This window comes from Bacteroides sp. 3_1_23 (genome assembly GCF_000162555.1).
In the GTDB taxonomy this organism is placed as follows: domain Bacteria; phylum Bacteroidota; class Bacteroidia; order Bacteroidales; family Bacteroidaceae; genus Bacteroides; species Bacteroides ovatus.
The window spans coordinates 156461-173282 of sequence record NZ_GG774954.1 but is presented as its reverse complement, the minus strand read 5'-3'; the positions used below and the strand labels follow the sequence as shown (position 1 = coordinate 173282).

Sequence of the window (16822 nt, the reverse complement as noted above, 5' to 3'; positions counted from 1 at the left end):
GGATTCTTTATTTTAGAATGAAACATTGACACCAAATACATATTGTCTGGACTCCGGATAAGACCCGGGAGTCAGTTCGGGACTATAAGACTTAAATTCCGTAAATGTCAGCAAGTTAGTAGCAGTTGCATACAGACGTAATTTATGAATCGGAGTATTCTTCAATAGTCTGGCCGGGAAAGTATATCCCAATTGTAAGGTGCGTAAACGGATATAAGATGCATCCTGAATAGCGATGGCACTCAAATAAGCAGGGTCTGCGCTATAAGAAGGACGCGGGAATTCGTTCGACGGATTGAACGGAGTCCAATAATCCACCTTCACTCCATTCAGTTTTCCACGCAAAGAACCTCCGGAATTATAGTCATACAAATAACTATTCTTTATCTTTCTGCCGGAAACTCCATACCAATCCATGAACAAGTCAAATCCTTTCCAGTTCCATGTGGAAGAAAGAGAGACGGTAAATTTCGGATCTTTCCGGATAGGCACTCTGTCATCTGCCGTGATCCTTCCATCTCCATTGTTATCACGCACCTTGACCATTCCCGGTTCAATAGCGCCACCGTAATCAATCGGGCTGTCGGCTACACCGTCACTGTTACTGTCGTAGGTATTTTTCAGCGTATATACCAGATTCCCTGTACCGTCACGAGTGATATCAAAATCATCATACTGAAAAATTCCGTCTACCAGATAATCATAATATACATTGATCGGTTCTCCGATAATCCATCCCTGTGCTACCTGACTGGCGGGTTTACCATTTTCATCGAGCGTATCGTCAATACGGACAATTTCATTCTTATACATACTGAAATTAGTTCCAAGCGACCAGGTAAACTCTTTCGTACGTATCACATCACCATTTAAAGAAAGATCGATACCACTGGATTTTGTCTTTCCCAGATTATCCAGCATAGTGGTATATCCAAGTGATGCATTCAAAGAGCGTTCCACCAATAAATCTTTCGTATGCGTATTGTAATATTCCACCGTACCATTCAGGCGACCATTGAAGAAACTAAAATCAACACCTAAATTAGCCGTTGCAGACTGTTCCCATTTCAGGTTCGGGTTAGAAAGCTCCTTACCCGGCAAATATCCCATCTGGAAAGTATCTCCAAACTCATATCCTTTATTATCTGCCAGCCCCAAAGTAGTGTAATTGCCGATACCGTTCTGATTACCAACAATACCATAACTGACACGTAGTTTCAGGTTATCAATCCACGACACATCTTTCAGGAAATTCTCCTGATTGACACGCCAGGCAAAAGCAGCTGACGGGAATGTACCCCATTTATTTTCTTTTCCGAAACGGCTGGAACCGTCGCGACGAACAGCCACATTCAACAGATAACGGTCTAAAAGCGAATACTGTGCACGAGCCATGAACGACACCAGATTATTTTCATTAAACTGACGACGGGGCTTGCCTGTAAACTCACCTTGAGAAATGAAATTCCAGTCTTTATCTACCGGAAGATTCTCTACTGAATAGCCGATAGACTTCGAGCCATTATGGTCGACAGACTGCACACCGGTCAACGTCAACTGATGTTTCTTATTGCGGATAGGCACTTTATAAGTCACAATATTCTCAACCAGCCAGTTCTGCGTGCGTGATTCGTCGAGCACAGCTGTTCCTCCGCCTCCCGGATATTGGGAATCTTTATAGGAACCGTCTTCAGATGTCTGATTATAAACGGAAGTATTCAGACGATAATTGAATCCCTTGAAAGGCTTCACATCCATAAAAAAGTTCAGGCGGTAATTATCACGGGATACTTCACATCCGTAATGTTGAGCACGGTACAAAGGATTATAATTTCCTTCCGAGTTGATATACTTTGTATACTTACCATCCGCATCATATATTTCCGCCAATGGGGAACTGGTAATAAAATCATTAAAGTTACCATCCTCACGATCTTGTTTAGTCATCGCATAAGAAGAATTGATGCCAAAACTAATCCACTTTGATATTTCAAAGTCCAGATTCAACCTTAAAGAAAGCTTCTGGTATCCCGATCCGGTAACTACCATTCCCTGTTGGTCAAAATAGTTGGCACCTGCCGATACTTTGATTTTCTCTGTTCCTCCACGCACACTGACATCATGGTTATGGTAAATTGCATTTCTGAACATTTCTTTTTCCCAGTCGATAAACTTTCCGCTGGCCCATACCCGCTGCATAACCTCGTCTTCCAATGCCTCGGCTATCGAAATCTCACGTGCATCAACAATTCCCTTATCATGTGCTTTCGCTTCACGGCGAAGCTGCATATATTCTTCGGGAGAATAGAAATCAAAATTTCTCCAGAGAGACTGGATACCCAGATAACCATTATAACTGACTTCCACCTTTCCGGCTTTACCGCGCTTGGTAGTTACCAATACCACACCGTCACTGGCACGTGCCCCATAAATAGCCTGCGACGCAGCATCCTTCAGAATTTCAACCGACTCAATATCGTCCGCACTCAACGTGCTAAACTCCGTTGCACTGGAAGGAGAACCATCTATGATATATAAAGGAGCATTGTCCGCACTGATAGAACGGGAACCGCGAATAGTGATCGAAGGAGTCGATCCCGGACGTCCGGAACTACTCGTTACATTCACACCTGCGGCACGTCCACGCAGCATATCAGCCACATTGCCGGCAGGAAAGGTTTTCATTTCATCCGCTTTGACCGAGGCTACCGAAGTTGCCACGTCACTTTTACGCTGAACGCCATAGCCGACAACGACTAATTCATCGAGCATTTTCGACTCTTCTACCATATCCACATTCAGTACCGTTTTCGTACCGACACGTATCTTCTGTTCCTTATATCCTATACAAGAGAAAACAAGGGTAGATTTTGCAGATACACTGATTGAATATTTTCCATTTACATCCGTCACTGTACCGTTAGTAGTCCCCTCCTCCATAATATTAGCTCCGGGGATTGGTCCAAGTGCGTCTGTCACAACTCCAGAAACTCTGACGTTTTGAGCACTAACCTCTAAAGAGATAAGAAAGGCTGTCAGGAACACAGCCCATTTAATTACGATGTTTTTCATACTATGTAATAATTTGAATGATTACAGCGCAAAAATCCAAATAATTAGTGATTTCGAATAATAGAATCGTCCGTATAAAAGTTCAAATAGTACAATTCTCACCAGGAGACAAATACATAAGACGCTATATCTTAAGCGTTTGTGTATTTCCTCCGGTAAGCAGCCGGAGTAATATCATAAGCATTCTTAAAACATCGGATAAAATAACTTGGATTAGAAAAACCGTAATCAAATGCTATATCAGCAATCAGGGCATTGGGATCATTGATTAATTTTTCTGTTGCCTTTTTCAGTCTCAAAGATAAAATAAAGTCATTCGGGGTCTGTCCGGTCAATGCTTTCAGTTTGGTGAAAAGCAAAGTTCTGCTCATGCACATCTCACGTGCAAAAGTGGCTACGTCAAAGTCTGCGTTATCAATATAAGATTCCACAATCGCCGTAGCATCCATCAGCATCTTTTTATCGATCGGATTAAACGGAAGGTCTTCCACTTTAGGTTCATCATTCCGGGCAAACCGCTGCTGGAGCAGTTTACGAGTCTGGATGATATTGTTGCAACGGGCCACCAATATCTTGATATTGAAAGGTTTGGAGATATAATCATCCGCTCCCGTCTGCAAGCCCTCTAAGGTATGTTCTTCCCGGTTGCGGGCAGTCAGCAATACCACAGGAATATGGCTGGTCTGCAAATTGCTTTTCAACTTCTCGCACATCTCCAGGCCGGACATAACGGGCATCATAATATCACTCACAATCATCTGTGGTTGTAGTGAAGAAGCCTGCTCCAATCCTTCCTGCCCGTCGGCAGCCGTATATACATCATATATTTGTTCAAAAATCTGTGCCAACACCTTACGCATCTCCGGGTTATCCTCCACAATCAGTATTTTCACCGTTTTATCCGGCTTCACCATTTCCGAGATTTCTTGAGGCTCTATTACATAATGTCCGGCAACGCGTTCATCTGCAGAGGAAGATGCTTCCACATTCACATTTGCATCTCGGTGAAGAGTAACGATAAAAGACGTTATTCCATTCGGCTCACTTTCCACTCCGATAGTTCCCTGATGCAATTCCACAATTCCTTTCGCCATTGCCAACCCGATACCCGATCCTTTGACTGTCTGTGTAGTTGTTGCCGAGTCATCCTGCCAAAACCGTTCAAATACATGTTTGATCTTGGACTTTTCGATACCGACACCTAGATTATTGACTGAAATCACAATGTCATTCTCTCCTTCCGCTACCAATTCTACAGAAATCCAGTCACCGGGCTTCGTATATTTAAAAGCATTGGACAATAGATTATAGAATACTTTCTCTATCTGCGTCTTGTCAATATACAAATCCGCTTCTTTCAAAGTGGAAGAAAAGCGGAGATCGATCTTATTCAGCTGCGCATAACTATAGAAAGAACAACAAATCTCCTCTATCACCGCAACAATATTCTCTTTGGAAATTTTCAATTTCAGATATCCCTGATCCTGCTTACGGATATCAATCACTTCATCCACCAGATTATTCATCCGGCGGGAGTTCTTATAAATCTCCAAAATTTTATTATACACCTCGGGGAGCATGTCTTTATGCATCAGGAGCATCTCAAGCTGACTGGATATAAGCGTTAACGGAGTACGGAACTCATGCGATACATTGGTAAAGAAACGTAGTTTGGACTGATTCACATTTTCGATATACTCTTTTTCCCGTTTCTCGGCCAATAGAGAATGTTGCAAGGTTTTCCGTATCCAGAACATACGGATAATATAACCTGCAATAAGGATACCTGCCAATATCATCAGCAAAATAAACCATGCTCGTTGATAAACGGGAGCCTCCACTATCAGCTCAAAACTGGCAGAAGGTGCTTCCTGGTCGTGAATGCGCAACTGGTCGCCACGAACATGAAAAGTATAACGCCCCGGATGAAGATTGGTATAAGTAACCATCGTATTATCTCCCGCCTTCATATATTCGTTATCAAATCCTTCAAGTTTATATTCCAGACCGATATTGGAAATATTATTCAGGGTATTGCTCGCTATCTCAAAAGTGACGGAAGAATACCTGGGCGGCAATACTAATTGATGTTCATACAATACCGTTTCCTTGATAAGTCCCAACGAATCAAGTGGTTGTATTTCCGTATTATCCACAAGCACTCGTTTTACGAACACATTATAATCCACAGACTGCTTGTTCAGTTTCTCCTGGGCTATGGAAACGATACCTGCCAGTCCACAGACATAAATATCGTGGTCGGACGTAATGTACAGCCCTCCGTCATTCACGTTATTCAAGGGAAAATCACTCTGCCTGTTATAGTTCTCGAATGTGGTAGTGGCTAGATTGAATTTAGAGAAACCGCCATTCGTTGCCACATAAATGGAACCGTCCAGCGGACTCTCTACCAATCCGGTGATAAATCCATTCTCCAATCCCTGCTTCGCTCCGTATCCTACAAAGGTGTCTTTCTTCTTATCGAATAGATAAATTCCCTATCCCGTCGATCCCAGCCATATACGTCCTTTTCTATCACATAGAATATGATTAATGTGGTGCTGTGCCGTGCTCTGCGCTATTTGGGAGAAAGGATAACTACGGGAAGTACCCGCTTTCAAATTGACCCGTATCAAATCAAAAGAAGTGGTCAGCCATAAATCCCCTTCTTTATCAAACGTCATATCCCAAACCTGCGACAAATGTCTGGAAGCTAAAGAAGGATGTTCGAAATGATGTAACCGGAGATGTTTTTTATCCAATACAAGCAGCCCACCCTTGGCTGCTATCAATAAGGAATCATGACCGGCAAACTCTATCATTTTTACCAGATTATAGGCCCTGTCGACTGTTTTTCCTTCCGGAGTATCGATATTTTCCGTAATAGATTCTATATGTCCGGTCGACAGGTTAATCCGATTGATGCCCTGATAAAGCGAAGCTACCCAAAGATAATCCGGTTCTTTCTCATAATACAAAGACTTCACAATCTTAAAAGACAGCTCTTGAGCATATAAATGTTTAAGCGGAAAAAAGCGTTTGGCATATTTATCATAGTAGTTCAATCCACTTCCTTCACTTGCAAACCAGATCCGCCCGGAACAGTCTTCGGCAATGGAACTGATGATATAGGAATTCAAATGCCCGCCAACAGCCGTAGACGAACGGTAAAAGTGATAAGCATCATTCGCTACATTATAATATTGTATTCCCTGATAGAAAGTGCCCAGCCATAAAGTTCCCGAAGTGTCGTAATGCATCGAAATGATGGAACGTATATCGGCTGCCTCCACATTCAAGTCATATTCATAATCCGTAAACTCTCCGGTAGAGAGATTTAAAGTCTGCAAACCGGCGTAAGTTCCGATATACAGAAGACTATCATTGGCTTGTGTCACATGACGCACATTATCATGGTTGATTGTATTATCAGCCACTTTATTATATCTGTAATGAGTAAGCTCCCCATTTGCCTCCAACCGGGTAAGTCCCCGATTTCTGGTAGCTATCCAGATGCTCCCGTCTCTGTCTTCCGTAATCGAATTAACAGCCCCCACATCAATATGACGGGTGATATGAGCAGCCTGATCGATACAGTAAATACCCTTGGAAGAAGTACCCACCACCACGGTTTGATTCTGACGAACCATTAGACTGTTCATCAATATATCCTCTCCGTCCGAAGGGAATGAAAAGAATAACTCGGGCACTTGGTTGAGATCACGATAACGGTAGATTTCTTTTCCGGTAGCTATCCACAATGCGTCGTGCGCATAGCAGATTCCTGCAACTTCTCCTTCACGCAACACCTTAAAGCGGTTCAAACGCATGTCATAAAGAGTCACACTCTGCAAACTACGGATAAAAAGCAATCCTTCCTTGTTTCCGCAAACCTGCCGGATATTATTTATATTGATTGAATAGGGATTGGCGTTATCCGGTTTGAAGACTTCAAATTTACGACCGTCAAAGCGGTTCAGTCCGTCTTGAGTACCAATCCATAAAAATCCGAATTCATCCTGATAGAAACAATTGACCGTTTGATGCGAAAGTCCTTGCCTCACGTCTTTAAAACGCATATTGATATCCTTTGTCACATTTGCCATGCAACAAAGTCCCGATATAAACAGGCAATAAATAACAAGAAAGTTAGCTTTGGTCATCTGTGTTTTTCGATAATTCGGATACAATATTCGGGAAAATCCAAGATATATGCAAGTGTTTATGCAAAAACCTGATTGACTATTGCCTGTTAATTATTCCTCAGACTGCGTATAACTAATCTCCCGATCGAATAAAATTAGTCGTCTGACAGTTGATTCTTTTTCGTCTGACAGTTGTCAGACGAAAGTTCAACAGTAGTCAGACGCAAGTTTAACAACTGTCAGACGATTAATTTTATGCATAAACAAGATTAGTATCCTCTTCACTAAGAAATAGTTTTTAGCATACGAAAGATTAAATTATACTACCAACCGCCTAAACGCTTGTTTATCATTGGTGAACTGCGTACTTTTGCACGCCATTAAAAAAAGCAAAACAATGACTAACAAAACCAAAGGTTTTATCTATGGAGCGATTGCCGCTGCGAGCTACGGTATGAATCCTCTTTTTGCACTTCCGCTCTATGCAGCCGGAATGAGTGTCGATACCGTTTTATTCTACCGGTACTTCTTTGCGACAATCGTATTGGGTATTCTGATGAAAATGCAGCATCAGTCTTTTGCACTTCATAAGGCAGACGTTTTGCCCTTAGTCATTATGGGATTGTTATTCTCTTTTTCATCACTGCTTTTGTTTATGAGCTATAATTATATGGATGCCGGAATTGCTTCAACGATCCTGTTTGTTTATCCGGTGATGGTAGCTGTCATTATGGGAATATTCTTCAAGGAAAAGATTTCCGCCATTACCGTTTTCTCCATCCTGCTGGCACTTTCAGGCATTGCCTTGCTTTATCAGGGAGACGGCAACAAACCGCTATCGACTTTGGGAATTATCTTTGTTCTGTTGTCTTCTCTCTCTTATGCTATATATATAGTAGGTGTAAACCGTTCGACATTGAAAAACCTGCCGACCACGAAACTTACCTTCTATGCCATTTTGTTCGGACTATCGGTTTATATCGTCCGTTTAAATTTCTGTACGGAACTGCAAGTAATACCGTCTGCCTGGCTCTGGGCCGATGTATTATCACTCGCCATCCTGCCAACTGCCGTATCACTGGTCTGTACCGCACTGGCCATCCATTATATAGGCTCTACACCAACGGCAATATTGGGTGCTTTGGAACCGGTGACAGCTTTATTCTTCGGTGTTCTCCTGTTTCACGAAAAACTGACTCCCCGCTTAATGATGGGTATTTTAATGATTATCACCGCCGTTACCCTGATTATCATTGGCAAGTCACTCATAAAAAAGATGGGTATGCTGTTGCAGATGAACAAAAAATAATATACTTTTGCTACTTAATCAATCAAAATGCAATTTTAAATCTCAAAAAATATGGTAGACGTAAAGACTTGCCTTGAAAATGCACAAGAAAAGATGGATATGGCCATCATGTATCTGGAAGAAGCACTGGCACATATCCGCGCCGGAAAAGCGAGTGCACGCTTATTAGATGGTATCCGCGTAGATTCTTACGGAAGTATGGTACCTATCAGCAATGTAGCAGCAATTACTACTCCGGACGCCCGCAGTATCGTAATCAAGCCTTGGGATAAAAGCATGTTCCGTGTCATCGAAAAAGCAATCATCGACTCTGACCTCGGTATCATGCCCGAAAACAATGGAGAAATGATCCGTATCGGCATCCCTCCCCTGACGGAAGAACGTCGTAAACAACTGGCAAAACAGTGTAAAGGAGAAGGCGAAACGGCTAAAGTAAGCGTACGCAACGCGCGTCGTGACGGCATCGACGCACTGAAAAAGGCCGTAAAAGACGGATTGGCAGAAGACGAGCAGAAGAATGCGGAAGCCAAACTGCAAAAAATCCATGATAAGTATATCAAACAAATCGATGATATGCTGGCTGAAAAGGATAAAGAAATTATGACCGTCTAAAAAATAATGAAGAATTAAGAATGAAGAATGAGGAATTATAATGCTGTATTATTCAGTTGAAACACAGCCTGAATTCTTCATTCTTCATTTTTAATTTATAATTTATATGAAAGGATTAGTAATCAAAAACACGGGTAGTTGGTATCAGGTGAAAACCGATGACGGACAATCTATTGAATGTAAAATCAAAGGGAATTTCCGGTTGAAGGGGATTCGCAGTACTAATCCTGTTGCAGTGGGTGATCGTGTCCGGATTATACTTAATCAGGAAGGCACTGCTTTTATCAGTGAAATAGAAGATAGAAAGAACTACATCATCCGCCGCTCGTCCAATCTTTCCAAACAATCTCATATCCTTGCTGCCAATCTCGACCAGTGTATGCTGGTGGTAACCATCAATTATCCGGAAACTTCCACTATTTTTATTGATCGCTTTCTTGCATCCGCAGAGGCCTATCGCGTCCCTGTAAAACTGGTATTTAATAAGGTAGATGCTTACGACGAAGATGAACTCCGCTATCTGGACGCACTTATCAACTTATACACACAAATCGGCTACCCTTGCTTCAAAGTTTCCGCAAAGAACGGCACTGGAGTGGCTGAAATCAAAAAAGCACTGGAAGGCAAGATTACTTTATTTTCCGGACATTCGGGAGTCGGCAAATCGACTCTTATCAATTCCATACTGCCGGGCATAGCAGCCAAGACCGGCGAAATTTCTTCTTACCACAACAAAGGAATGCATACTACTACTTTCTCCGAAATGTTCCCTGTGGAAGGAGATGGCTATATCATCGATACTCCGGGTATCAAGGGCTTCGGCACATTCGATATGGAAGAAGAAGAGATCGGACATTATTTTCCCGAAATATTCAAAACCTCCGCCGACTGCAAATATGGCAACTGTACACATCGTCATGAACCGGGATGTGCCGTACGCAAAGCAGTGGAAGAGCACCTCATCAGCGAATCCCGTTATACCTCTTATCTCAATATGTTGGAAGATAAAGAGGAAGGAAAATATCGGGCTGCTTATTAGAAAAAATGCGAGCAGCGTGCTTATAAAACCAATGCTGTTCACACTTATAGTTATAATAGTACACACAAAAAAACAATATGAAAAAAATCTTAGTTTTATTATGTTTCATTTTATACATAATTTCCGCACATGCACAATATTGCAGTATTAAAAAAGGAAGAACTGCTTACTATGTAACAACCGAAGTAAAGGAAGGAAAAACACTGAAAGATACTATGTGCATCGCAGACGTGGTTGATAAAGGTGATCGCTTAATCATAAGAGAAGATGCTTTCGGAGAGCACTATGATTCTCTAAGTATAAAAAGTGGTATCAACAGGTTATTCTATATTTATCATAAGAGTCAAGATATGACCGAAGTTATCCTTTTGGATGGTAAATCAGAATATGAATATCAGAAATATTCTAAGAACATATATGCAGAAGGACGAATTAGCATACCTTTAAAGGATCATGTTCAGAATGGAGATGATATACCACAGTGTAATTTCTTGCAAAAATCAGGACCAATGACTATGAAAGCTTCTCTAAAAGGAAAATATAAAGGACGTGAAACCATACATACTCCTGCGGGAGATTTTGATTGCATTAAAATCTACACGGAACAAAAAGGAAAAGTCATGTTCATTTCAGAAACCGAATATTCAATAGATTGGTATGCCAAAAATATTGGGCTGGTAAAATCAGAAACTATCACTAAAAAAGGGAAAGTCATATCAACCACCCTTCTATATGCCATAAAAGAATAGTTCCCTTAAGTGTATGAGCTTATTAAATTGAAAAAGATGCATTAACTTTTTTTCTATCATTTACAGATTAAACCTTTCCAGTCAGGGAAAGTCTAATCTTCAAAGATTATATTATAATTGCCATATACAATACTAAACCATGAATAAGAAGACTAAATGGGGCATCATTATTCTTGTTGGTGCCGGGATTATCGGTGGAGGAATCTACTCACAATTACCGAAAAAAAACGACGAACTAGCAGCCGCCGACAAAGTGATGGGCGGTAATAAAAAAAGAGGGAAACAAGTTTTAAATGTAAATGCCAAGGTCATAAAACCGCAATCTCTGACAGATGAATTCACCACTACCGGTGTACTTCTGCCCGATGAAGAAGTGGATTTGTCTTTCGAAACGTCGGGAAAGATTGTAGAAATCAACTTTGAAGAAGGAACAGCCGTAAAGAAAGGCCAATTACTAGCCAAAGTGAATGACAGACAGTTGCAGGCACAATTGCAAAGGTTGATTTCGCAATTGAAACTGGCAGAAGACCGTGTATTCCGCCAGGATGCTTTATTGAAACGGGATGCTGTCAGTAAAGAAGCCTACGAACAGGTGAAAACGGATTTAGCAACTCTGAATGCCGATATAGAAATAATCAAAGCTAATATTGAACTGACAGAGCTACGTGCTCCGTTTGACGGAGTGATCGGACTTCGCCAAGTCAGTATCGGAACGTATGCGTCTCCGACCACAGTCGTTGCCAAGCTGACAAAAATCGCTCCACTGAAGGTTGAATTTTCCGTTCCGGAACGCTATGCCAAGCAAATCAAAAAGGGAACCAATCTCAATTTCAGCGTTGAAGGAACATTGGATGCTTTCGGCGCACAGGTATACGCTGTAGAATCTGCCATCGATCCGAATCTGCATCAATTTACCGCCCGTGCATTATACCCGAATGTCAATCGCACCCTGCTTCCCGGCCGTTATGCCAGTGTACTGTTGAAAAAGGATGAAATACCTAATGCAATAGCCATCCCAACGGAAGCAATTGTGCCGGAAATGGGTAAAGATAAAGTCTATCTGTATAAATCAGGAAAGGCCGAACCGGTGGATATCATTACCGGTATCCGCACCGCATCTGAAGTGCAAGTGATTAGAGGATTGCACGTAGGAGACACAATCATCACTTCAGGAACATTGCAACTCCGTACCGGACTCGCCGTAACACTTGACAATATTGAAGAATGAGAATTTATGATTTATGAATTCTGATTTATGATTTATAAGCCAAATAATTTATGATTTATAAGTCAGCAGAATACAGCAAACATTCAGAAACCAGAAATCAGAATTCAACAATCAGAAATCTTCAATCCATAACTCAGAAATCATAATTCAGAAATCAGAAATCATAAATCATAAATCAATGAACATCTCCGAATTAAGTATACGTCGCCCGGTATTAGCCACAGTATTAACGATTATTATCCTCCTTTTCGGATTCATCGGATACAACTATTTGGGTGTCCGCGAATATCCGTCGGTAGATAATCCGATTATTTCTGTCAGCTGCTCTTATCCGGGAGCTAATGCCGACGTTATCGAAAACCAGATAACTGAACCGTTGGAACAGAATATCAACGGTATTCCCGGTATCCGTTCTTTGTCCAGTGTGAGCCAGCAGGGGCAAAGCCGTATCACAGTAGAATTTGAATTGTCCGTCGATCTGGAAACAGCGGCCAACGACGTACGTGATAAGGTTTCACGTGCCCAACGTTATCTGCCTCGCGACTGTGACCCACCAACAGTTTCAAAAGCAGATGCTGATGCCATGCCTATCTTGATGGTTGCCCTTCAAAGTGACAAACGTTCTTTGTTGGAGTTAAGTGAAATAGCGGATCTGACTGTGAAAGAACAATTACAGACTATTTCCGATGTAAGTAGTGTATCTATCTGGGGAGAAAAGCGTTACTCCATGCGCCTTTGGCTCGACCCGGTAAAGATGGCAGGTTACGGTATCACTCCCGTCGATGTTAAAAACGCTGTAGATAACGAAAATGTGGAACTTCCTTCAGGTAGTATCGAAGGAAATACCACCGAGTTGACGATCCGTACACTAGGATTGATGCATACCGCAGATGAATTCAATGACTTGATTGTCAAAGAAGAGAATAACCGTATTGTACGATTCAGTGATATCGGACGTGCTGAACTGGGGCCGGCTGATATTAAGAGTTATATGAAAATGAACGGCGTTCCTATGGTGGGTGTCGTAGTCATTCCACAGCCGGGAGCCAACCACATTGAGATTGCGGATGCTGTATACCAACGTATGGAGCAAATGAAAAAAGACTTGCCGGAAGATGTACACTATAATTATGGTTTTGATAATACCAAGTTTATCCGTGCGTCTATCAATGAGGTTAAGTCCACTGTATATGAAGCTTTTGTACTTGTAATCATCATTATCTTCCTCTTCCTGCGTGACTGGCGCGTCACGTTGGTGCCTTGTATCGTAATCCCCGTTTCCCTTATCGGCGCTTTCTTCGTTATGTATCTGGCAGGATTCTCCATCAATGTGCTTTCCATGCTCGCCATCGTACTATCGGTGGGACTGGTGGTAGATGACGCCATCGTTATGACAGAGAATATCTACATCCGTATTGAGAAAGGAATGGCCCCGAAAGAAGCGGGAATAGAAGGAGCCAAAGAAATTTTCTTTGCCGTTATTTCCACCACTATTACGCTGGTAGCGGTATTCTTCCCTATCGTCTTTATGGATGGAATGACGGGACGATTATTCCGTGAGTTCAGTATCGTTATTTCGGGTTCGGTGATTATATCCTCATTTGCCGCATTGACTTTCACTCCGATGTTGGCAACGAAGTTACTCATTAAACGAGAAAAACAAAGTTGGTTCTATGCAAAAACTGAACCGTTCTTTGAAGGAATGAACCGGCTATACAGCCGTTCGCTTGCCGCTTTTCTTTGCAAACGCTGGATCGCTCTTCCGTTTACTTTCATCACCATTTGCCTGATTGGCATTCTGTGGAATGCAGTTCCTGCGGAAATGGCCCCACTTGAAGACCGTTCGCAAATCAGTATCAATACACGAGGAGCGGAAGGCGTCACCTATGAATATATCAGGGATTACACAGAAGACATCAATCAACTGGTAGACTCCATTCTGCCTGATGCAGAGGCTGTAACTGCCCGTGTATCCAGCGGTAGCGGAAACGTGCGCATCACGCTGAAGGATATGAATGAACGTAATTATACCCAGATGGATGTGGCAGAGAAAATATCAAAAGCGGTACAGAAGAAAACAATGGCGCGTTCATTCGTACAGCAGCAGTCTTCTTTCGGCGGACGTCGCGGGAGTATGCCTGTACAATATGTACTTCAGGCTACCAATTTGGAAAAGCTGGAAGAAGTGTTGCCCAAGTTTATGGCTAAAGTATATGAGAATCCTGTTTTCCAGATGGCGGACGTTGATTTGAAGTTCAGTAAACCGGAAGCTCGTATTCAGATCAACCGTGACAAGGCCAGTATTATGGGGGTAAGTACCAAAAACATTGCTCAAACGCTGCAATATGGATTAAGTGGACAGCGTATGGGATATTTCTATATGAACGGTAAACAATACGAAATTCTTGGTGAAATCAACCGCCAGCAACGAAATAAACCGGCCGACCTGAAAGCTATTTACGTCCGTAGCAGTAGCGGGGATATGATTCAGCTGGACAACTTGATTGAATTGGAAAGTGGTATTGCACCTCCAAAGTTGTATCGTTATAATCGTTTTGTGTCAGCTACCATCTCTGCGGGATTGGCAGACGGCAAAACAATCGGGCAAGGCTTGGATGAAATGGATAAGATTGCCAAAGAAACATTGGATGACACTTTCCGTACTGCCCTGTCGGGAGACTCGAAGGAATATCGTGAAAGTTCTTCCAGTCTGATGTTCGCCTTTATCCTGGCTATCCTTTTGATTTACCTGATTCTGGCAGCCCAGTTTGAAAGTTTCAAAGATCCGTTGATTATCATGTTGACAGTGCCGCTGGCTATTGCCGGAGCTTTGGTCTTCATGTATTTCGGAGATATTACGATGAATATTTTCAGTCAGATCGGTATTATCATGCTGATCGGTCTGGTGGCGAAGAACGGTATTCTTATTGTAGAATTTGCCAATCAGAAACAGGAAGCCGGAGAGGATAAAATGAGTGCCATCAAAGATGCTGCCCTTCAACGCCTCCGTCCGATTCTGATGACAAGTGCCTCTACGGTTTTGGGACTTATCCCGCTGGCATTTGCCACCGGAGAAGGTTGTAACCAGCGTATTGCCATGGGTACGGCGGTAGTGGGTGGTATGGTCGTATCCACTCTGCTTACGATGTACATTGTACCGGCTATTTACAGTTACATTTCGACTAACCGAATCAAAAAACTACAAGAATGAAACAGAAAGGAATTTGCATGAAACGCATCATTTATATCACCATTGCATGTGCCTTCTTATCAGTCTCTTTTGCAAAGGCACAAGTTCTCACTCTCAAGGAGTGTCTGGAAGAAGGATTGCAAAACAATTACTCTTTACGTATCATCCATAACGAAGAGCAGATCAGCAAAAACAACGCAACGTTGGGAAATGCAGGTTACCTGCCTACACTGGACTTCTCTGCCGGATATACTGGAAACCTGGACAATATTGAGACCAAGGCGCGTGCTACCGGGGAAATAACAAAAAATAACGGAGTCTACGATCAGACGGTTAATGTCGGTCTTAACCTCAACTGGACTATTTTCGACGGATTCAATATCAGTACCACCTACAAACAGTTGAAAGAGCTGGAACGTCAGGGGGAAACCAACACGCGTATTGCCATTGAAGATTTTATTGCTGCCCTGACTTCCGAGTACTATAATTTTATCCAGCAGAAGATTCGTCTGAAAAACTTTCATTATGCAATGTCACTTTCCAAAGAGCGCTTGCGCATAGCCGAGGCTAGTCATCTGGTCGGTAAGTTTTCAGGGCTGGATTATCAGCAGGCAAAGGTGGATTTCAACGCAGACAGTGCCCAATACATCAAACAACAGGAATTGCTACATTCTTCACGTATCCAGTTGAATGAACTGATGGCTAACAACAATGTCAATCAAAACATTATTATCAAAGACTCCACCATCGACGTACACAGCGACTTGCAATTTGATGATTTGTGGAATTCTACGTTAGCAACCAATGCTTCTTTGCTCAAGGCCGATCAAAACACGGTACTTGCCCAATTGGACTACAAGAAAATAAACTCACGCAACTATCCATATCTCAAATTAAATACCGGATATGGATATACGTTCAACAAGTATGACATCAATGCAAACAGCAGAAGAGGTGAACTGGGCTTCAATGCCGGAATAACTGTCGGTTTTAATATATTCGACGGTAATCGCCGCCGCGAAAAGAGAAATGCAAGTCTGGCTTTCAAGAATCGTCGCCTGGAACGACAGGACTTGGAATTAGCACTTCGCTCTGATCTCAGTAACCTATGGCAAGCCTATCGCAACAATCTCCAACTGCTGAACCTGGAACGTCAAAACCTGATAACCGCCAAAGACAATCACGATATAGCCATGGACCGTTATATACAGGGGGACCTCTCCGGTTTTGAAGTGCGTGAAGCACAAAAAAGTTTGTTAGATGCAGAGGAACGCATCCTCTCTGCTGAATATAATACGAAACTTTGCGAAATATCCCTGTTGCAAATCAGCGGAAAGATTACGAAATATCTGGAATAAGGAAGTAGTTTCCATTTATTTTTTGATTGGGTTAATCTTCTTATCGGGAGGGTTAACCCAATTTTTACTGTATAAAAAACAGTTATTACATATCGATGTTTTTCTTTCTTCCTACATTTG

8 protein-coding genes and 1 pseudogene are annotated in these 16822 nt (G+C 42.1%); 7 read left to right on the top strand and 2 right to left on the bottom strand.

Annotation, left to right across the window (positions count from 1 at the left end):
* Window positions 1-12: 12 nt before the first annotated feature.
* Both HMPREF9010_RS08185 and HMPREF9010_RS08190 read right to left on the bottom strand, forming a co-directional pair.
* Window positions 13-3072 (bottom strand): SusC/RagA family TonB-linked outer membrane protein, encoded by a 3060-nt coding sequence (locus HMPREF9010_RS08185; protein WP_008650071.1) that lies wholly within the window; start codon window positions 3070-3072, stop codon window positions 13-15.
* A gap of 131 nt (window positions 3073-3203) precedes the next feature.
* Window positions 3204-7235: pseudogene (locus HMPREF9010_RS08190) on the bottom strand (response regulator).
* Between the two features lie 379 nt (window positions 7236-7614).
* Here HMPREF9010_RS08190 and HMPREF9010_RS08195 point away from each other — a divergent pair.
* The 7 genes from HMPREF9010_RS08195 to HMPREF9010_RS08225 all read left to right on the top strand — a co-directional run bounded on the left by HMPREF9010_RS08195 (window position 7615) and on the right by HMPREF9010_RS08225 (window position 16702).
* Window positions 7615-8526 (top strand): EamA family transporter, encoded by a 912-nt coding sequence (locus HMPREF9010_RS08195; protein WP_004299199.1) that lies wholly within the window; start codon window positions 7615-7617, stop codon window positions 8524-8526.
* A gap of 51 nt (window positions 8527-8577) precedes the next feature.
* Window positions 8578-9138: a ribosome recycling factor gene (frr, locus tag HMPREF9010_RS08200; protein WP_008650070.1), complete on the top strand. Its 561-nt coding sequence runs from the start codon at window positions 8578-8580 to the stop codon at window positions 9136-9138.
* Between the two features lie 106 nt (window positions 9139-9244).
* The gene (rsgA, locus tag HMPREF9010_RS08205; RefSeq protein ID WP_008650069.1) at window positions 9245-10177 is read left to right on the top strand and encodes a ribosome small subunit-dependent GTPase A; all 933 of its coding nucleotides are present in this window, start codon (window positions 9245-9247) and stop codon (window positions 10175-10177) included.
* A gap of 77 nt (window positions 10178-10254) precedes the next feature.
* Window positions 10255-10926 (top strand): hypothetical protein, encoded by a 672-nt coding sequence (locus tag HMPREF9010_RS08210; protein WP_004299196.1) that lies wholly within the window; start codon window positions 10255-10257, stop codon window positions 10924-10926.
* 139 nt (window positions 10927-11065) lie between these two features.
* Window positions 11066-12154 (top strand): efflux RND transporter periplasmic adaptor subunit, encoded by a 1089-nt coding sequence (locus HMPREF9010_RS08215; RefSeq protein WP_004299195.1) that lies wholly within the window; start codon window positions 11066-11068, stop codon window positions 12152-12154.
* A 178-nt stretch (window positions 12155-12332) separates the two neighbouring features.
* Complete coding sequence (locus HMPREF9010_RS08220; protein WP_008650067.1) at window positions 12333-15365, top strand: efflux RND transporter permease subunit; 3033 nt, start codon at window positions 12333-12335, stop codon at window positions 15363-15365.
* Entirely contained in the window at window positions 15362-16702 is a 1341-nt protein-coding gene (locus tag HMPREF9010_RS08225; protein WP_004306530.1) for a TolC family protein, read from the top strand. The genes HMPREF9010_RS08220 and HMPREF9010_RS08225 overlap by 4 nt, the downstream gene beginning before the upstream one ends.
* The last annotated feature ends 120 nt before the right edge of the window (window positions 16703-16822 follow it).